The sequence below is a fragment of the Streptomyces sp. NPDC005805 genome, from assembly GCF_040630445.1.
Taxonomy (GTDB): Bacteria; Actinomycetota; Actinomycetes; order Streptomycetales; family Streptomycetaceae; genus Streptomyces.
In genome coordinates this window covers 41,340-58,944 of sequence record NZ_JBEXXN010000041.1, presented here as the reverse complement: position 1 = coordinate 58,944, position 17,605 = coordinate 41,340, and the positions used below count along the sequence as shown (strand labels likewise).

14 protein-coding genes and 2 pseudogenes are annotated in these 17,605 nt (G+C 74.3%); 7 read left to right on the top strand and 9 right to left on the bottom strand.

Features of this window, described 5'->3' with window-relative positions:
- Positions 1 to 89 precede the first annotated feature (89 nt).
- Positions 90 to 401, bottom strand: coding sequence for a hypothetical protein (locus tag ABZ457_RS21715; protein ID WP_359159590.1), 312 nt, complete (start codon positions 399 to 401; stop codon positions 90 to 92).
- A 127-nt stretch (positions 402 to 528) separates the two neighbouring features.
- Positions 529 to 1,497 carry a polyphosphate kinase 2 gene (ppk2, locus tag ABZ457_RS21710; protein ID WP_359159588.1) on the bottom strand — a complete coding sequence of 323 codons (969 nt, stop codon included), beginning with the start codon at positions 1,495 to 1,497 and terminating at the stop codon, positions 529 to 531.
- A 234-nt stretch (positions 1,498 to 1,731) separates the two neighbouring features.
- Here ppk2 and ABZ457_RS21705 point away from each other — a divergent pair.
- Positions 1,732 to 3,798, top strand: a pseudogene (locus tag ABZ457_RS21705) (phosphocholine-specific phospholipase C).
- A gap of 84 nt (positions 3,799 to 3,882) precedes the next feature.
- Here ABZ457_RS21705 and ABZ457_RS21700 read toward each other — a convergent pair.
- Positions 3,883 to 4,221 (bottom strand): hypothetical protein, encoded by a 339-nt coding sequence (locus ABZ457_RS21700; protein WP_359159586.1) that lies wholly within the window; start codon positions 4,219 to 4,221, stop codon positions 3,883 to 3,885.
- 92 nt (positions 4,222 to 4,313) lie between these two features.
- Positions 4,314 to 6,425, bottom strand: coding sequence for a SpoIIE family protein phosphatase (locus tag ABZ457_RS21695; protein WP_359159584.1), 2,112 nt, complete (start codon positions 6,423 to 6,425; stop codon positions 4,314 to 4,316).
- A 228-nt stretch (positions 6,426 to 6,653) separates the two neighbouring features.
- Between ABZ457_RS21695 and ABZ457_RS21690 the strand changes: the two genes are divergently transcribed.
- Both ABZ457_RS21690 and ABZ457_RS21685 read left to right on the top strand, forming a co-directional pair.
- Positions 6,654 to 8,744, top strand: coding sequence for a SpoIIE family protein phosphatase (locus ABZ457_RS21690; protein WP_359159582.1), 2,091 nt, complete (start codon positions 6,654 to 6,656; stop codon positions 8,742 to 8,744).
- Between the two features lie 258 nt (positions 8,745 to 9,002).
- Positions 9,003 to 9,380 (top strand): DUF4440 domain-containing protein, encoded by a 378-nt coding sequence (locus ABZ457_RS21685; RefSeq protein WP_359159580.1) that lies wholly within the window; start codon positions 9,003 to 9,005, stop codon positions 9,378 to 9,380.
- A gap of 33 nt (positions 9,381 to 9,413) precedes the next feature.
- On the opposite strand, the gene ABZ457_RS21680 is transcribed toward ABZ457_RS21685, so the two are convergent.
- The 3 genes from ABZ457_RS21680 to ABZ457_RS21670 all read right to left on the bottom strand — a co-directional run bounded on the left by ABZ457_RS21680 (position 9,414) and on the right by ABZ457_RS21670 (position 12,307).
- Positions 9,414 to 10,958 carry an MFS transporter gene (locus ABZ457_RS21680; protein ID WP_359159578.1) on the bottom strand — a complete coding sequence of 515 codons (1,545 nt, stop codon included), beginning with the start codon at positions 10,956 to 10,958 and terminating at the stop codon, positions 9,414 to 9,416.
- A gap of 174 nt (positions 10,959 to 11,132) precedes the next feature.
- Positions 11,133 to 11,495, bottom strand: coding sequence for a PRC-barrel domain-containing protein (locus ABZ457_RS21675; RefSeq protein ID WP_359159576.1), 363 nt, complete (start codon positions 11,493 to 11,495; stop codon positions 11,133 to 11,135).
- 176 nt (positions 11,496 to 11,671) lie between these two features.
- A complete protein-coding gene (locus tag ABZ457_RS21670; protein ID WP_359159574.1) occupies positions 11,672 to 12,307 on the bottom strand; it encodes an NAD(P)H-dependent oxidoreductase in 636 nt (211 codons plus the stop codon).
- A gap of 175 nt (positions 12,308 to 12,482) precedes the next feature.
- On the opposite strand from ABZ457_RS21670, the gene ABZ457_RS21665 reads away from it, so the two are divergent.
- Complete coding sequence (locus tag ABZ457_RS21665; RefSeq protein WP_359159572.1) at positions 12,483 to 12,863, top strand: MerR family transcriptional regulator; 381 nt, start codon at positions 12,483 to 12,485, stop codon at positions 12,861 to 12,863.
- An 81-nt stretch (positions 12,864 to 12,944) separates the two neighbouring features.
- Here the strand turns inward: ABZ457_RS21665 and ABZ457_RS21660 are convergent.
- A pseudogene (locus tag ABZ457_RS21660) lies at positions 12,945 to 13,646 on the bottom strand (hypothetical protein); the annotation flags it as partial.
- 409 nt (positions 13,647 to 14,055) lie between these two features.
- On the opposite strand from ABZ457_RS21660, the gene ABZ457_RS21655 reads away from it, so the two are divergent.
- Together ABZ457_RS21655 and ABZ457_RS21650 are read left to right on the top strand one after the other, a co-directional pair.
- Positions 14,056 to 14,619, top strand: a complete 564-nt coding sequence (locus ABZ457_RS21655) for a transporter substrate-binding domain-containing protein (RefSeq protein WP_359159570.1) — start codon at positions 14,056 to 14,058, stop codon at positions 14,617 to 14,619.
- 131 nt (positions 14,620 to 14,750) lie between these two features.
- Complete coding sequence (locus tag ABZ457_RS21650) at positions 14,751 to 15,368, top strand: HAD family phosphatase (protein ID WP_359159568.1); 618 nt, start codon at positions 14,751 to 14,753, stop codon at positions 15,366 to 15,368.
- 99 nt (positions 15,369 to 15,467) lie between these two features.
- Here ABZ457_RS21650 and ABZ457_RS21645 read toward each other — a convergent pair whose 3' ends face one another.
- Positions 15,468 to 16,337: a serine hydrolase gene (locus tag ABZ457_RS21645; protein WP_359159566.1), complete on the bottom strand. Its 870-nt coding sequence runs from the start codon at positions 16,335 to 16,337 to the stop codon at positions 15,468 to 15,470.
- A gap of 575 nt (positions 16,338 to 16,912) precedes the next feature.
- Between ABZ457_RS21645 and ABZ457_RS21640 the strand changes: the two genes are divergently transcribed.
- Positions 16,913 to 17,560, top strand: coding sequence for a response regulator transcription factor (locus ABZ457_RS21640; protein ID WP_359159564.1), 648 nt, complete (start codon positions 16,913 to 16,915; stop codon positions 17,558 to 17,560).
- Positions 17,561 to 17,605: the final 45 nt, after the last annotated feature.

Here is a 17,605-nt window from a genome sequence, read left to right as displayed (position 1 = left end):
GAGCCGCACGGCCCCATCGAGACCGAAGCAGCCCGACGCCTCACCGAAGACCTCAACCACGAGTGATCAACGGCTTACCCAACACTTTCTCAGGCGTCGATGCCGGTGACCGCGGCCGGTCCGAGCGGCGCCTCGTCGTCCGTGAAGCCGGCCGCCCGCAGCGCGTTCTCCGCCGTCTGCCGCGCCTCCAGTTCGGCGGTGCCCGTGTCCTGGGCCTCGACCTCCAGGCGGACGGTGAAGGTGCCGTTGTCGTTCACCGTGAGAATGCGGAGGTCCTCCTCGCGGCCGAGCGAGGTCTGCCGCGGGTCGGCGGGCCGCAGCTCCCTGCGGACCGCCGCCTTCTCCTCCTCCCCGGGCGTGCGCAGGAAGGTTCCCGGAAGGGTGATGACAAAGGTCGTCATGAGAGTCCTGCCTTTCAGGGGCCCGTTTCAGGGGCCCGTCGCGGGCTGTCCCCCGTCTGCCCCGTGGTCCGTGTGCCATGCGCGCCGTCACCCGGCCGGCCAGCGGGGTTCACACCGGCCGCCCCGGTCAAACCGTTCGCTTCGGGGGTTCCGGGTGCTCGCCCGGTCCGCCGTGCTCCCGGTCCGCCAGGGGCGTGGGGGAGAGGTGCGTGCTCTCCTCGCCCGGTTCCAGCAGGGTATCGGCGGGGCCCACGATCAGCGGGTCGGGCTCGCCCACCACCTTCTCGTCCTTGCTCGCGTAGTCCAGCCGCCACAGCAGACTGCGCATCGCCTCCAGCCGCCCGCGCTTCTTGTCGTTGTTCTTCACCACCGTCCACGGCGCGTACGCGGTGTCGGTGGCCCGGAACATGTCGACCTTCGCGGTCGTGTAGTCGTCCCACAGGTCCAGCGAGGCGAGGTCGGTGGGGGAGAGCTTCCACTGCCGGACCGGGTCCACCTGCCGGATCGCGAAACGGGTCCGCTGCTCGGCGCGGGACACCGAGAACCAGTACTTCACCAGCACGATGCCGTCGTCCGTCAGCAACTGCTCGAACAGCGGGGCCTGCCGCAGAAAGGTCCGGTACTCCTCCTCGCTGCAGAAGCCCATCACCCGCTCGACGCCCGCCCGGTTGTACCAGGACCGGTCGAAGAAGACGATCTCACCGGCCGAGGGCAGATGCCCGACGTACCGCTGGAAGTACCACTGGCCGGCCTCCCGGTCCGTCGGCTTCTCCAGGGCGACCACCCGCGCGCCACGCGGGTTGAGCCGCTCGGTGAAGCGCTGGATCGTTCCGCCCTTGCCCGCCGCGTCCCGCCCCTCGCACACCACGACCAGCCGCTGCCCCGTCTCCTTCACCCACTTCTGGAGCTTCAGCAGCTCGATCTGGAGCAGCCGCTTGGTGCGCTCGTACTCCCCGCGCCGCATCTTGCGCTCGTACGGGTAGTTCTCGCGCCAGGAGCGGATCGCGTTCCCCTCCTCGTCGAGGAGCACGGGGTGCCCCGGCCGGCGGCTGTCCACGGTGAGCCCGTCGAGGAGCTCGTTCTCTCGGTCCGTCACCCTGGCATTCCTATCCGCGGGCGGCCCTTCCACGCCAGGACGGGGCGGGCGGGTCACCCCGTCGGACGCGAGGCTCCGGAGCCCGCCCCGGAGGCCCCGCCTCCGGGTTGGCCGGAAACCATGCGTTCACAAGCCGTGCGGCGGGCAGTTCTGACGTGTTCGCCCGCAGGTGCCCCCGGCCGCGCTCTCCTTGGGGGCGCCCTCGCCGACCCCCACCGCGGAGGACTCCCCTTCATGACCCACCCCGACCGCCGCCGCTTCCTGCAACTCGCCACGGGCGCCGCCGCCTTCTCGGCGCTGTCCGGCAGCATCGCCCGGGCCGCCGCCATCCCGGCCCGGGGCGGCACCGGCACGATCGAGGACGTGGAGCACATCGTCGTCCTGATGCAGGAGAATCGTTCATTCGACCACTACTTCGGCGCTCTGAAGGGCGTCCGCGGCTTTGGCGACCCCCGTCCCGTCACCCTGCCGAGCGGCCGCGACGTGTGGCACCAGTCCGACGGGCAGAAGGTGACCCTGCCCTTCCGGCCCCCCGGCGACGACCTCGGCATGGAGTTCCTCCAGGGCCTCAACCACGACTGGGCGGGCGGCCAGAAGGCGTTCAACAAGGGCCGCTACGACCAATGGATTCCGGCCAAGACGGCCACCACCATGGCGTATCTGACCCGGGACGACATCCCCTTCCACTACGCCCTCGCCGACGCCTTCACCGTGTGCGACGCCTACCACTGCTCGTTCATCGGCTCCACCGACCCCAACCGCTACTACCTGTGGTCCGGCCACACCGGCAACGACGGCACCGGCGGCGGCCCCGTCCTCGACAACGCCGAGGCGGGCTACGGCTGGACCACCTACCCCGAGCGCCTGGAGGCCGCCGGGATCTCGTGGAAGGTGTACCAGGACATCGGCGACGGTCTCGACGCCGCCGGGCACTGGGGCTGGATCGACGACGCCCACCGGGGCAACTACGGGGACAACTCCCTGCTCTACTTCCACAGCTACCGCGGCGCCCGCCCCGGCGACCCGCTGTACGAGAAGGCCCGCACCGGCACCGACGCCCGCAGGGGCGAGGGCTACACGGACCGGCTGCGCGCCGACGTGCAAGCGGGCAGGCTGCCGCAGGTCTCCTGGATCGCTGCCCCCGAGGCGTACTCCGAGCACTCCAACTGGCCTTCCAACTACGGCGCCTGGTACATCGCCCAGGTCCTCGACGCCCTCACCTCCGACCCCGACGTCTGGGCCCGCACCGCGCTGTTCATCACCTACGACGAGAACGACGGCTTCTTCGACCACGTCGTACCGCCCTACGCCCCCGCCGGCGCCGCCGAGGGACTGTCCACCACCCCCACCGCCCTCGACCGGTTCCCCGGCTCCGCCCGTTTCACCGCCGGCCCCTACGGACTCGGCCCCCGCGTCCCGATGCTGGTCGTCTCGCCCTGAAGCACCGGCGGCTACTCCTGCTCCGAGACCTTCGACCACACCTCCGTCATCCGCTTCCTGGAACGGCGCTTCGGCGTCCGCGAACCCCAGATATCGCCCTGGCGGCGCGCCGTCTGCGGCGATCTGACCGCCGCCTTCGACTTCACCCGGTCCCAGCGCCCGCCCGGCACCCTGCCCCCGACCGACGGCTACCTCCCGCCGGACCACGACCGCCACCCCGACTTCCGGCCCACCCCGCCCGCCACCCCCGCGATGCCCCGCCAGGAACCCGGCCGCCGCCCCACCCGGCCGCTCGCCTACGCCCCCTGGACGGACGGCCTCGCCGACCCGGCGGCCGGAACCTACCGGCTGACCTTCGGCGGCGGCCCCGACGCGGGCGCCCACTTCTACGTCACCTCCGCCAACCGCGCCGACGCCCCCTGGACGTACACCGCCGAAGCCGGACGCTCGATCGCCGACACCTGGAACACCCGCTACTCCGGCGGCACCACCGACCTCACCGTGCACGGGCCGAACGGCTTCCTGCGCCGCTTCCGCAACCCGGGCACCACCGCCGGACCCGAGGTCGCCGCCCGGCACGACGCGGCCGCCGGCGCGCTGGACCTCGCCTTCACCAACTCCGGCACCGCCACCGCCCGCCTGACGGTGACCGACGCCTACGGCGGCCCGCCCCGCCACCACACCGTGGCGCCCGGTGCCACCGTGCGCCACTCCGTCCCGCTGGCCGGCTCGGACCACTGGTACGACCTGACGGTCACCTCCGACACCTCGGCCGACTTCGTCCGCCGCCTCGCGGGCCATGTGGAGACCGGGCGGCCCTCGCTCTCCGACCCGGCGATCCGCACGGACCCCGCCCGCTGACGCACACCCACCCGCCGGGCACCCGTCCGGCGGGTGCCCGGCGCGCCGCCGCTCCCGGACGTCCCCGGGGGTCCCGTGGTGTCCTCAGAACGGCGGCGCGCCCGAGCCCGTGATCAGCAGCACCCCGGTCCCGAAGTAGCGGCGGCTCACGTCGAACCCCGCCTCGCGCCCGTCCGCCAGGCGCAGCACCCCGTGCTGCGCCTCCATCACCGCCCGGGCGGCCTCCTCGCCGTCCGCCACGTCGACCGTGCCGTTCCAGTCCGTCAGGCCCTCGGCCGTCTCCACCACCGCCCGGGCCGCCGCCTCGGCGGGGCTCTCCGTGCCCGGCCCGGGCGGCTGGTCGGCCCAGGAGTGCAGCTCGGCCGTCGCCCGGTACTCCCGGTCACCGGCGACCACGGTCACCTCTCCCCGGTAATCACCCATGCCTCCAGTGTGCGCCCGGCCCCGCCCGCCGCGCGGCAGACGCCCCGCCCCCGGCCTCAGCCCGGCCCCGGGGACCCGCCCCGCTTCCCGCCTCAGCCCGGCCCCGGAGACCCGCCCCGCCGCCGCACCGCGAGCAGCGCCAGATCGTCGATCCGGCCCGGCGCGTCCCGGCCCGTCAGGAAGTCCACCAGCGCCGCCAGGTCCCCGGCGCGCTCCTCCCCGCCCTCGCCGAGCCACACCCGCACATCGTCCGTCATGGCGCTCACGCACACATCGATATCGGTGTCCCGGCGCTCCACCAGCCCGTCCGTGAACAGCACCAGCGTGTCCCGCGGCCCGAGGACCGCCGGGGTCGTGGGGTAGCGGGCCGCCGGGTCCACCCCGAGCGGCGGACCGCCCGCCAGCAGCAGCTCCCCGGTCGAGTCCGGCCCCACCCGCACCGGGTGCGGATGCCCCGCCCGCGCGCCCGTCAGCGCCCCGTCGGCGGGGGAGAGGACCAGATAGGCGCAGGTCGCGAACCGGTCGGTGTCCAGGTCGCAGAAGACCCGGTTGACCTGGCCCAGCACCGCCCCCGGCGACAGGCCGGGCTCCGCGCACGCCCGCAGCGCCACCCGCAGCTGCCCCATGACGGCGGAGGCGTGCGCGTCGTGCCCCTGCACATCGCCGATCACCAGCGCGGCCGTGCCGTCGCCGAGGAGCAGGATGTCGTACCAGTCCCCGCCGATGTGCATGCCCTGCGTCCCCGGCAGATAGCAGGAGTGCGCGCTCAGCTCGTCCAGCGCGGGCAGATGGCTGGGCAGCATCGCCTTCTGGAGATCGGTCGCCCGCTGGTGCTGGGTGTCGAACAGCCGCGCCCGCTCCAGGCTCTGGGTGAGGATCACCGCCACGGCCGTGTAGAAGGTGCGCTCCTCCTCGTCGAAGCGCCGCGGCCGGGCGAAGGAGATCAGACAGGCCCCGCGCGTGCGGTCCAGCGACCCCAGCGACAGCACCACCCACGACCGGGCCGGCAGCGGGCCGTCCGCCTCCGGCCGGGGCACCCCGTCCCGCCAGGGCCCCGTCAGGTCCTCCACGAACAGCGGCGTCTCCCGCTCGGCGGCGAACGCCATCACCTCGTACGCCGGGGCCCGCAGGAACTCCAGCGCCGGCGAGATGCAGCTCTCGCCCACGATCTCCAGATGCTCGCCCTCGACCACGCCCAGCAGCAGGTTCTCCGCGCCCAGCGCGGGACGCGCCAGGTCCGTCATCACCCGGGTCACGTCGGAGACCGACACCGCCTGGGAGAGCGCGCGGGTCAGCGTGTACAGGAAGGCGTCCCGCGACCCGTCCCGTGAGCCGTCCCCCGAGGCCGCCGTCGGACGGGGGACCGGCGCCGCCCCCTGCCCGCCGCTCTCCCACACCAGCCCCAGCGCCCGGGCCGGCCGCCCGAGGTCGTCCAGCACGATACGGCCGCACTCGGTCAGCCGGTGCACACTGCCGTCCGGGTGGACCACCCGGTAGTCCAGGCGGTACCGGCCCGGATCGGCGTCCGAGCCGGGCAGCCGCGGGGCCACCGCCGCCTCCGTCACCTCGGCGATCGCGGCCTGGAGCACCGGCACGTCCTCCGGGTGCAGCAGCTCGAAGAAGGTGTCCCCGCGCCCGTCGAACCGGGCCGGGTCCACCCCGTAGACCGCGCACGTCCGGTCGTCCCAGTAGACGTCGTTCGCCGAGAAGTCCCAGGCGAACACCCCCGCCTGCGCCGCGTCGACCGCCTCAGCCAGCGGACCGGCCGCACGGTGCGCGCGCAGGACCAGGGCGCAGCAGTCGGCCACCGCCACCAGCCCCTCGGCGAACCGCCCCGCCCCGCCCGGCACCGGGTCCCCGGCGCCCAGCGGCGCGGCCAGCACCCCGGTCACCTCGCCGCCCGCGCTCAGCGGCAGCAGGACCGAGGTGCCGCCGTCCGAGGCCGCGATCCCGAACCGTCCCGTGGACAGCACCCGCAGCACGTCCGCGCCGACCAGCTCCCCGCCGGCCCGTATCCCGGCGTGCCGGCCGTCTTCCCGGCCGTCCGCCCCGAAGACCTCCACCCCCGCGCCGCGCCGCACATACAGCCTCTTCGGTCCCGGGGGAAGCGGCGCCGGTCCGGCCAGCTCGCGCAGCAGGGCCCCCGGTCCGTCACAGCGCAGCAGGCGCCCCAGCAACGCCATGAGCTCCGTCGGATCGGCCATGGCCGCGCACCTCTCCCACCTGGGCTGATCGGGTGTACGGGGTGGCCGTACGCCCGGCCGCGGGCACACCGCACGGACGTCCCCGTGCCGCCGAATCAACATAGCGACAACTCATCGGGGCTGCCCGTCCACGCCCCGGCTGGCGCCCGTCGCCCGGACGGCCGAGGCTTGGGGGACCGGATCACGGCGGTCGCCGCGTCGGGCGGCGCCGGGAAGGACGGTGGAACGGTGCACGACGAGCCCCCGGTGCACCCCGAGCACGTGCCCCTCCTGCACCAGGGCGCGGACGACCGCCTGGGCAACGCCCTCATCGAGGCCCTGTTCGCCCAGGCGGACGTGGCGGCCTATCTGCTCGACCGCACCCACCGCGTCGCCCGCATCGGCCCCCTCAGCGCCGTCCCCGCCGACCGCCCCGTCATCGGCCGCACCCTGGGCGAGCTCTACCGCCTGGACAGCCCCGACGACGCGGACGCCCTCGCCGACGAGGTCTTCCGCAGCCGCGCCTCCGTGCGCGTCCGGACCCGGGGCCGACTCGCCGGCGACGAGGGCCCCCGGCGCTCCTTCGAGCTCGCCGCCCACCCCATCGGCGACCCCGGGGACGCCTCGGAAGGCGTCCTGGTGCTCGCCGCCGACGTCACCGAGCGGGAACGCGCCGCCGCCCGGGCCCGCGCCCTCGACGCCGTCCGCGGACGCGTCGGCCAGTGCCTCGACCTCGCCACGACCTGCGACGACCTCACCCGGGCCGTCGTCCCCGACTTCGCCGACATCGCGGTCGTCGAGATCGTCGACGACGTCCTGCGCGGCGCGGAGGCCCCCCTCGGCCCCCTCGGGTACGGCACGCTGCTGCGCCGCACCGCCTTCCTCGGCCCGCACGGCGGCACCGGCCCCGCGCACCCCGTCGGCGACGTGCGCAGCCTGCCCGCCCCCACCCCCTACACCCAGGCCCTCTCCGACCTGCGCCCCCGCGTGGTGCAGATCCACCACGACACCCCCTGGCTCGCCGCCGACCCGGACCGCGCCCGCGCCATCCACGGCTACGGCGCCCACTCGCTCCTCGTCGTGCCCCTCACCCTGCGCGGCACGGCACTCGGCCTGGTCAGCTTCTACCGCTGCAAGGAGTCCGACCCGTACGAGCCCGACGACATGCCGTTCGCGGTCACGCTCGCCGCCCACACCGCCCTCAGCGTCGACAACGCCCGCCGCTACGAACGCGAGCACAGCATCGCCTCCACCGTCCAGCGCCGGCTGCTGCCGCCCGCCGCCGAGTCCCGCTCCCTCGTCGCCGTCGAGACCGCGCACGCCTACCTCCCCGGACGCAACAGCGGCTGCTGGTTCGACACCGTCCCCCTCTCCGGCGCCCGCACCGCGCTCAGCGTCGGCCGGGTCGACGGCAACGGCATCCAGACGGCCGCGGCGATGGGGCAGCTGCGCACCGCCGCCCGCACCCTCGCCTCCCTCGACCTGGAACCCGACGAACTCCTCGCCCGCCTCGCCGACACCGCCGTCACCATGGCCCGCGAACGCGCCGCCCAGCCCCAGGGCGACGACCCGGGCCCGCCGCTCAGCGCCAGCTGCCTCTACGGCGTCTACGACCCCTTCACCCGCACCTGCACTCTGGCGCGCGCGGGCGGCCTGGTCCCCCTGGTGGTGGGCCCGGACGGCACGTCCCACCCCGTCACCGCGCCCGAGGGCCCCACCCTGGCCGACCACGGCGAGGACTGGGCCCCCTACGGGACGGCCACCGTCGACCTGGAACCCGGTTCCCTCCTCGCTCTGTGCACCGCCGACCCCTGGTACGACGGGCTGGGGGACAGCCGCCCCCTGCGCGAGGTCCTCAACCCGCCCGACCGGCCCCTGCGCGAACTGTGCGACGCCGTCGTCTACGAGTCGCCGCCCGCGCTCGACGGGGCCGTGATCCTGCTCGCCCGCACCGGCGCGATCGGCGCCGACCACCAGGCCACCTGGCCGCTCGACCACACCGGCCACGCACCCGCCGCCGCCCGCGCCCTGGTCCGCCGCCAGGCGGGGGAGTGGGGCCTCACCGAGGACGCCACCGACTCGGCCGAACTCGTCGTCAGCGAACTGGTCACCAACGCCGTCCGCTACGGCACGGCCCCGCTCACCCTGCGCCTGCTGCGGTCCGGGTCCGCCCTGACCTGCGAGGTCCACGACGGCAGCCAGGTCGCCCCGCACCTGCGCCACGCCCGGACCGTCGACGAGGGCGGCCGCGGCCTCTTCATCGTCTCGCAGCTCGCCACCCGCTGGGGCACCCGCTACTCGCCCGACGGCAAGACGATCTGGGCCGAGGTCGTCCTGTAACCCCTGTGGCCCCGGGCCCTTGTGGCCCCAGGGGGCGGCGCGGCCGTGCCCGCGGCCGGGAGCGAGCGCCGGCTCGGGCGGCTCGTGCGGGGACCGGTCGTACGGGTGGAGCGCATCCATGACCCCCTGGGGAAGGTGTGCACGACGGTGTCCGCAGCGCGGCATGCAAGCGCTTGCTGCCCGAGCGCAAGAGGTCCGGCGCCCGCAACTCCAGCGCCCCGCCGGACGGTACGCCAAGCCGCCCTCTAGGCTGCGGGCATGACGGACCATCAAGAAGACGCGGAGGTGGCCGTCCGCGCGGCCGCCGAGGCGGAACTGCGGCTGCTCGACCCCGCCGTCCGCGCCTCTCCGCAGCTCGTCACCGACCTCCTCGATCCGGACTTCGCCGAGGTGGGCGCCTCCGGACGGGTCTGGGACGCTGTCACCGTCCTCGCCGCCACCGGCGCGGGAGACGTCACCGACGAGGAACCGGTCCTGGTCACGGAGCTGACCGGACAGCAACTCGCCCCCGGACTGGTCCATCTGACGTACCGCAGCGAGCACGGGGGCCGCCGTGTCCTGCGCAGTTCGCTGTGGCGGCGCACGGACGCGGGCTGGCGGCTCTACTTCCACCAGGGCACACCGGCCGCCGGCTGACCAGCCGTCCTGACCGGCCCCGGCGGCGGCCGGTCAGGACCGCTCGCGCGCGCTCCCCGCGCCGCCACCCGCCGCCACACCGTCCCGGCCGGCGCCGTCATCGCCGCCCGTCCGCCGTCCGGCGCCCCGGCAGGTCATGATGTCCGCCAGCGCGATCACCAGGGCGGCCACCACGAAGGCGACGGACACGATGAGCCCCGCGTCGTACGCCGACCGCCATGCGCCGCCGTCCAGGCGGCTGAAGAACACCGCCCCCACCGCCGCGATCCCGATGGCCGACCCCACCCGCTGCGCGGTCTGCAGCGTGCCGCCCGCGCTCCCCGCGTACGCCACCGGGACCTCGGCGAGCGTCAGGGTCTGGTTCGGCGAGATCACCAGCCCGCTGCCCAGACCGGCGAGGAGCAGCGGCCCCGCGATCGCCCAGCCCACCCCCCGGCCCGGCACCAGGTGCACGGCCAGCGCCGTGCCCGCGAGCCCCACGGCCACCAGGGCCAGCCCCACCGCGATCAGCGATCGGCCGAACCGGTTCACCAGCCGGCCGCCCACCGTCGACGACAGCCCCGACGCGACGGCGAACGGCGTCAGCGCCACCCCCGCCAGCAGCGCGCTGTACTCCAGGCCGCTCTGCAGATACAGCGTGCTGACGAAGAAGATCGAGGTGAAGCCGGCGAAGTAGAACAGGATCAGCAGGCAGCCCAGCCAGTAGCCGCGCACCCGGAACAGCGACAGGTCCACCACCGGCTCCTCGCCCCGCCGGGCCCACCGCCGCTCCCAGAGCACGAACAGGGCCAGCAGGACGGCCGCGAGGACCAGCAGCAGCCACCGCCCCGGGCCGGGCCACTGCTGGGCCTCCACGAACGGCAGGAGCAGCGCCAGCACCCCGGCGCCGAGCAGCACCACCCCGACCGGGTCCAGCCGCCGCAGGGTGAGCGGTTGCGCCGACGGGGTGTCCGGCAGCAGCCGGGCCGCGAGCACCAGGCACACGGCCCCGATCGGCAGGTTCACGTAGAACACCCAGCGCCAGCCGTGCTCCGCGCCCGCGAGATGGATCAGCAGGCCGCCCAGCAGCGGTCCGACGGCCGTCGAGATGCCGACCACCGTGCCGAACATGCCGAAGGCGCGCCCGCGTTCCGGGCCGGAGAACAACTGCTGGATCAGCGCCGAGATCTGGGGCGTCACCAGCCCGCCGGCGAACCCCTGGAGGACGCGCGCGACCACGAGCCAGGTCCCCGACTGCGCCGCCCCGCAGGCCGCCGAGGCCAGCGTGAACAGCGCCAGCCCCACCATGAACACGGCCCGCCGCCCCCGCGCGTCGCCCAGCCGGCCCGCCGGGACCAGGATCAGGCCGAACGCCAGCGCGTACCCGGACAGCACCCACTGGAGCACCGACTCCGAGGCGTCGAGCCCCTCACGGATCGAGGGGAGCGCCACATTGACGATCGACACGTCCAGCAGGGTCATGAAGCCCGCGATCAGGCAGACCGCCAGCGCCTGCCAGCGCCGGGCGCCGGGGACGCCGTCCCCTGCCTGCGACCCGGACCCGCCGGCCGGGGCTCCTTCGGGGGGACGGGACGTCACAGCTCCACCTTTCCGCCGCAGGTCACCCGCCCGCCGGCCGGCACGCGACCGTGCCCCCGCCACTCTGGCAGCTCCCCGGCCCGACGGGTGTTCACCGCCCGCGTGTTCCCCGAAGTGGCGCGGACGATCGCCGAAGTGGCACGGACGATCGCGGCGGCGGGGGACCGGGGCGGCTCAGGCGCCGGTCGCGTCGGCCGGCAGCCCCAGGTAGTACGCGGCGACCCGGTCCAGGTACTCCGGGTCGCGGGTCTCGCTGTCCCGGGCGAACTTCGGCGCCCCGTCGATCTGCTCCTTCGTGGCGTCGACGATCAGCCGGCGCTCGCTGACCTCCACCCGGGAGACCAGACCGGCCGGCACCAGGACGCTCTTGCCGAACACCCACACACCGGTGTCCACCACCAGGCGGCTCGCGCCCGGCTCGTCCGAATGCCGCTCCACCTGGCCGATGGTCCCGTCGCCGGCCTCCACCGTGAAACCGATGAGCGTGTCCGCTGCGGTGTAGCCGCTGTCCTGCGGATAGGACCAGATGTCTCGCACTCCGCCTCCATGGTCTGCCGGGGGGTCTCCCGACGCACCGCCGCGGTGGGTGACCGCGCACAGTGCGTCCAGCCGGACCGTACCCCCGTCCAGCCCCCGTAGACCTGTTCGCGGCCCCGGCGCGCGGGCCCGGCCCCGTCCGGAAGCGTGGGCCGGCCCCGTCCGGAAGAAGGGCGTCAGCCCGCGACCGGGACCTGCTGCGCCGGGAAGCGGGCGAGGGGGGCCTCCCGCTCGAAGAAGGTCTTCGCGCGCACGGCCGCCCGGACGTCGTTCCGCACCTGCCCCGGCCGCGAGCCGTTGCCGAGCAGTACTCCGCCGAACCGCATCCGCATGTACGCGGCGCTGTGCGAGAGGCTGGTGATCAGGCCGTCCGCCAGGGCCTCGTCGTGGTCGGCCATCACCGTCACTCCCCACAGGGTGCGGCCGGCCATGTGCTTCTTGAAGCCCGAACCGGGGGCCGTCAGCCAGCCCGACCAGTAGTCGAGGTAGCGCTTGGCGTTCGCGGAGACCGAGTACCAGTACAGCGGCGACACGATCACCACGTCCGTGGCCTCCTCGGTGGCCGCGCGCAGCAGTCTCTCGTTCTCCCCGGCGGTCCACGACTCCTCCTCGTGGCGGCCGTCCTGGAAGTCCGGCAGGGGCAGGGCCGTGAGGTCCACCCAGCGCTGCCGGGTCCCGGCGGGCAGATGCGCGGCGGCGTCCCGGGCGAGCAGCTCGCTGTTGCCGTCCGGCCGGGAACTGCCGAGCACGAAGAGGAACGAGCGGTCGCCCGCCGGGCGTGCGGCGGCGTCGGATGCGGCTGACGGCGTCATGGTCACTCCATCGCTACGGAATCGGTCGGTCCGCGGGCCCGGCACCGATACCGCCGGCACGGATGCCGCCGGCGCGGAATGCCCGCCCACGATCGGGACGTTAAGGCTTCACACCGATGTGAAGGTCAAGTCCGGAGATCGGGTCCGGAGGTCGAGTCCACCAGGGGGCGGTCAGATGCTGATCGGAGAGTTGTCCCGCCGCACGGGCGTGAGCCCGCGGCTGCTGCGCTACTACGAGGAGCAGGGGCTCCTGGACGCCCGCCGCGACACCGGCGGCTACCGCGTGTACGAGGAGAATGCCGTCCTGACGGTGCGCCATGTGCGCGCCCTGCTGGACGCCGGACTGCCCACCCGCGTCATCCGCAGGGTGCTGCCCTGCACCCGGGGCGAGGGCCCGGACTTCGACTGGTGCCCCGACCTGCGGGACGAGCTGCGCCGGGAACTCGCGGCCATGGACGAGCGCATCGACGGACTGCGCCGCCACCGCACCCTGCTGGCCGGCTATCTCTCCGGGACCAGGCCCCCGGCCGCGCGCGGCACTGCTCCCGTCGAGTGAGGTCTCACCCTCGACCTCAGGTCCAGGGTGAGACGTCCGGCCGGACGGCGCCCGTTCGAGAACACGGCCCTGGACGGGCGCTCAGGGCGCGATGCCCACGCCCTCGATCCGGCTCCACACCCGCTCCCGCGCCGCGCTCATCGCCGGCCACACCAGATCGCCCGGCCGCGGCCGGACCTTCGCCGCGTCCGCGGCCGGGCGGAAGAGCGGGTCGTGGAAGCAGCCCGTGCCGTACCGCGCGTCGAAGCGCTCGCACGCGGCCGCGACCGACGCCGGGGACGGCCTGCGCCCCGTGCGCGCCCAGGAGTCCAGCGCCGCGATCGACGCCGCGTACCCGGAGCCGCTCAGCGCGCTGTGCTCGCTCTCCCGGGTGTATGCCTGCACCAGGTTCCCCGCCCGGTGCGCACCCCGCAGGGTGTCCCGGTAGGCGGCCTCGTGCTCCACGAACGCGGTCGGGTCGCCGATCGCGTGCAGGGTGAGGACGGGGATGCCGACCCGGCCCGTCAGGTCGCTGTCGTACGACAGGTCCCGCCGGGCCGCCGGATCGGGCCAGAAGCACTCCACCCCCGCGTTCAGCGCCGCGTCGTCGTGCGAACCGGTGTAGCGCACACCCCGGTTGCCGAAGGGGTTCCGCCCGCCGAGCCGTTCATGCACGAGGTCGCGGAAGGTGAAGGTCGCGAAGCGCAGATGGGACTCCAGGGTCCGCTCCGGCAGCCGTGTCACGCCCAGGATGTCGTCCAGGTTCCGCTGCTGGAGGGCCGTCCGCTCGCCCGGCGGCGCGGTGGCGCGCCGGGCGACGTGATGCCAGGCAGCGGCCGGGGCGGAGCCATGGCCCGGGCCTCTGCGTTCATAGTGTTCTGCGTTCACGGTGTGTGCTGCGTTGACGGTGTCGCCGGAGCCCGCGCGGCGGACGCGGCGGACAGGGTGCGCGGCGTGGCCCCGGTCGGCGTTCCACGGCCCGGTGGCCATGGACACCCCCCCTCGCGGGCGAGCCCCGAGGCGTCGGGCGCCTGCCCTACACTCCGGCCCATGAAGATCGCTGACACCGCCGTCGTCCGGGACCTGACGCCCACCGGGGTCCTGCGCGCCTCCGTCAACCTCGGCAACCCGGTGCTCGCCCAGGGCACCCCCGACGCCCCCGCCGGGGTCACGGTCGACATCGCCCGCGAGGTCGCCGCCCGGCTCGGTCCCGGTGGAGTTCCTCTGCTTCGACGCGGCCCGCAAGTCCTTCGAGGCCATGGCGGACGGGCGCGCCGACCTCTGCTTCCTCGCCGTCGAACCGGCCCGCGAGGCCGAGGTGGCGTTCACCGCCCCCTATGTCCTGATCGAGGGCGTCTACGCCGTCCCCCGCGACTCACCGCTCACCGCCCCGGGCGAGGTCGACCGGCCCGGTGTGCGCATCGGCGTGAAGGAGGGCTCCGCCTACGACCTCTATCTGACCCGGACCCTCGCCGAGGCGGAGCTCGTCCGCGGCCGGGAGGGCGTCGACACCTTCCGTGACCAGGGACTGGAGGCCGGCGCGGGCATCCGCCAGCCGATGGCGGAGTACGCCGCGGCCCACCCCGAAGTCCGTCTCCTGGAGCCCGCGTTCATGGAGATCCGGCAGGCGGTCGGCATCCCGCGCACCAAGCGGCCCGAGACCGCCGCCTTCCTGCGCGAGCTGGTCGAGGAACTGAAGGCGAACGGTTTCATCGCCGGCGCCCTCCACCGCTCGGACCGCCCCACCACCCTCCTCGCCCCGCCCGCCGGCCCCTGACCCCTGCGCGGGGAACCCGGGACCGGGCCGCCGGGGAACCCGAGTCCGCCCGTGCCGCGTCATGATCCCCGGGGAGCGCCGGAAGCGCGCCGCCGTCCGGCGGCCCGCCGGCCCCCGGGGAGGAGACACCCGTGGCCCGACCCTGCGTCGTGCTCGACATCGGCGGAGTGCTGGAGCACACCCCGGACACCGGCTGGGTCCCCCGCTGGGAGCGGCGGCTCGGCCTGCCCGCCGGCACGGTGCACCGGCGGCTCGCGGACGTCTGGGCCGTCGGCAGCGTCGGCGCCGTCACCGAGGACGACGTGCACGCCCGGGTCGCCGGCGACCTCGCGCTGACACCGCGGCAGACCGAGGCGTTCATGGCAGACCTCTGGGAGGAGTACCTCGGCACCCCGAACGAGGAACTCATCGCCTGTGTCCGCGCCCTGCGGCCCCACTGCGACCTGGGGATCCTGAGCAACAGCTTCGTCGGCGCCCGCGAGCGCGAGTCGGCGTGCTACGGCTTCGACACCCTGGTCGACGCGCTCGTCTACTCGCACGAGATCGGCGTCGGCAAGCCCGACCCGCGCGCCTACGCCGCCGTGTGCGAGGCGTTGCGCGTCCGCCCGGAGGACTGTCTCTTCGTCGACGACGTGCCCGTCAACGTCGAGGCCGCCCGCGAAGCGGGCATGAGCGCCCACCTGTTCGAGGGCAACGCTGCGGCCGTCGCCCGGATCGGCCGCCATGTGCGGGCCGCCGGAGCCCGCTGAGGTCTCCGGCGGCACGGCCCCGGGGCGGTCGCGCCCCGGCGCGCGGGGGCGTCACCCGGCGGCCGCCCCCGCTTACGGGAGGCGGCCGCCGGGGTCCCGCTACTTCTTGAAGCCGTAGTCCAGCAGCTTCTTCACGTCGGCGGCCCGGTTCGCCTCGCTGGACGAGGCGAGCACCGTGCCGATGACCGTCTTGCTGCCGCGGGTGGCCGCGAAGACGAGGCAGTACTTGGCCTGCGGACCCGAACCGGTCTTCACACCGATCGCTCCGCTGTACGTGCTGAGGAGCTTGTTCGTGTTGCTCCACGACATGTAGCGGTAACCGCCGCTCTTGGTGGTCACCTTCTGCTTCGTCGACTTCGTCTTGACGACGGTGCGGAACGTGGAGTTCTTCATCGCACTGCTCGCGATCTTCGTCAGATCACGCGGAGTCGAGTAGTTCTTCCCGTTGCTTATTCCGTCGAACGAGTCGAAGTGCGTGTTCTTCAGCCCGAGCTTCTTGGCCTCGCCGTTCATCTTCCCGATGAACGACTTGACCCGCGCCGCCCGCGTCGAACCGCTGCCGAACTTGTCGGCCAGCGCGTACGCGGCGTCGCAGCCCGACGGCAGCATCAGACCGTAGAGCAGCTGCCGCACGGTCACCTTGTCCCCGACGATGAGCCGGGCCGAGGAGGCGTTCTTGGAGACGATGTAGTCGCTGTAGGCCTTCTGGATCGTGACCTTCGCGTCGAGGTTGAGATTCTTCTGGGACAGCACCACCTTCGCGGTCATGATCTTCGTGGTGGAACCGGTGGAGAGGCGCGTGTCCGGCGCCTTCCCGTACAGCGTCGATCCGGTCCCGTTGTTCATGACGAAGCCGCCCTTGGCGGTGATCGACGGGGCCGGCGGCGCGGCGGCATGCGCCTGGCCGGCGAACAGGCCGCCGGCCAGCACGGCCGAGGCCGTGACCGAGACGGTCACGGCTCTGCGCATGCCGAGAGTCGGTGTGATCAAAGTCTTCTGCCCTTGGTAGGAAACGATGTTTTCCGGGTCCTGCTGGGGTAATGCCGGGGTCCTGCTGGTGTCCTGCACTGGGCCGGACACAGGCCCGGCGCTCACAAGACGCACGAGAGGGCCTGAGGGATGTACGGCGGACGGCGTGATCCTCGTCGCAATCCGGACACGGCCGGGCGCCGGGGGCGGTCCGGGGGCGGTCCGGGCGAACTCCTGTCCGAGGGCGGCCGTGCTGACGGCCCGTCCGGTCCCGTGACGGCGGCGGGGGCGGCCGGTATCGGCCACCGTCCCGCACACGCTCCGCGGCCCGCGGGCGGCCGGACGCCACCGACCTGCGCGTTCACCGGCCGCACCGGCCGCCCGAGGGCTCTTTCGCCGTCCGAAGCGTCGGATTCGCGCTCCCTGGGAGGACCCGGGGCGGCCCCGGGGCACACAGTGCGCCCCCGGTGCTCCCGCACGCTGTGTTCCCACCCCGTCACGCGGGGCAGTTGGGTGGAGCGGGGGGACCGCCCGGCGCATGAGGGACGAGCGCCGGTGAAACCAGGGGGTGGCACATGGTCAGGGTTCTCGTGGTGCACGACGCGGAGTTGCTCCGCTCGGCACTCGTCGAACTGCTGCGCACGGACCCGGCGCTGGACGTGGCGTCGACGCACTCGCACCCGGCGGCGGCACGGCGCGCGGGGGACGGGGACGGATTGGGGCTCGATGTGCGCGTCGTCGACGTGGACTGTACGGCCTGGCGCACGGACCCGGGAGGGGGCCCGGGGCCGGACTCGGACACCGGCGCGGGGACGGGGACGGGGACGCCCGGCGGGCAGTCACCCGCCCTGCTGGTCCTCGCCACCCCCGACCGGCCCGGCCTGCTGCGCCGCGCACTGGACGAGGGGGCCCTCGGCCTGGTCGACAAGAACGCGCCCGGCACCCGCCTGATCACCGCCGTGCACACCGTCGCCAAGGGGGAACGATTCCTCGACGCGTCCCTCGCCTTCGCCCTCCTGGACGCCCCGGCGCCCCCGCTCACCCGCCGTGAACTGCGGGTCGTCGACCTCGCCGCCCAGGGCGAGCCGATCGCCGAGATAGCCGCGCGGCTGCATCTGTCCCGCGGCACCGTCCGCAACTACATGGCCAGCGCCATCCGCAAGGTCGGCGCGCGCAACCGGATGGACGCCATCCGTATCGTCCGCGACGCCGGCTGGGCCTGAGCCCGCGCCGGACCGGGCCCGGGTCTGCGCCGGGGGACCGGTCGG

Coding starts and splice junctions, on each gene's coding strand:
- ABZ457_RS21715 (WP_359159590.1), bottom strand. CDS start 401: ATGACGACCTTTGTCATCACCCTTCCGGGAACCTTCCTGCGCACGCCC.
- ABZ457_RS21700 (WP_359159586.1), bottom strand. CDS start 4,221: ATGGGTGATTACCGGGGAGAGGTGACCGTGGTCGCCGGTGACCGGGAG.
- ABZ457_RS21695 (WP_359159584.1), bottom strand. CDS start 6,425: ATGGCCGATCCGACGGAGCTCATGGCGTTGCTGGGGCGCCTGCTGCGC.
- ABZ457_RS21685 (WP_359159580.1), top strand. CDS start 9,003: ATGACGGACCATCAAGAAGACGCGGAGGTGGCCGTCCGCGCGGCCGCC.
- ABZ457_RS21670 (WP_359159574.1), bottom strand. CDS start 12,307: ATGACGCCGTCAGCCGCATCCGACGCCGCCGCACGCCCGGCGGGCGAC.
- ABZ457_RS21665 (WP_359159572.1), top strand. CDS start 12,483: ATGCTGATCGGAGAGTTGTCCCGCCGCACGGGCGTGAGCCCGCGGCTG.
- ABZ457_RS21645 (WP_359159566.1), bottom strand. CDS start 16,337: ATGCGCAGAGCCGTGACCGTCTCGGTCACGGCCTCGGCCGTGCTGGCC.
- ABZ457_RS21640 (WP_359159564.1), top strand. CDS start 16,913: ATGGTCAGGGTTCTCGTGGTGCACGACGCGGAGTTGCTCCGCTCGGCA.